Source organism: Paraburkholderia ribeironis (genome assembly GCF_900019265.1).
In the GTDB taxonomy this organism is placed as follows: domain Bacteria; phylum Pseudomonadota; class Gammaproteobacteria; order Burkholderiales; family Burkholderiaceae; genus Paraburkholderia; species Paraburkholderia ribeironis.
The window spans coordinates 70509-70826 of the sequence record NZ_CYGX02000007.1; the positions used below are offsets into that span (position 1 = coordinate 70509).

Genomic DNA, 318 nt, shown 5'->3' on the forward strand with positions numbered 1-318 from the left:
TGAAGGTCGACGCGGTGCGTGCGCACGGTGGCCCGACCGTCGAGGTGGTGCAGTACGGCGAGTCGTATAGCGACGCGTACGCGCACGCGGTGCAGCTGCAGGAAGAGCGCGGCCTGAGCTTCGTGCATCCGTTCGACGATCCGTACGTGATCGCGGGCCAGGGCACCGTCGCGATGGAAATCCTCAGCCAGCACCAGGGGCCGATCCATGCGATCTTCGTGCCGATCGGCGGCGGCGGGCTGGCGGCGGGCGTGGCCGCGTACGTGAAATCGGTGCGCCCGGAGATCCGGGTGATCGGCGTGCAGACCGACGACTCGT

1 protein-coding gene is annotated in these 318 nt (G+C 68.9%); it reads left to right on the forward strand.

Annotation, left to right across the window (positions count from 1 at the left end; genetic code table 11):
• Positions 1 to 318, forward strand: a 318-nt coding sequence (locus tag BN2475_RS35255) for a pyridoxal-phosphate dependent enzyme (RefSeq protein ID WP_425435462.1), incomplete at both ends; no start/stop codon positions are given.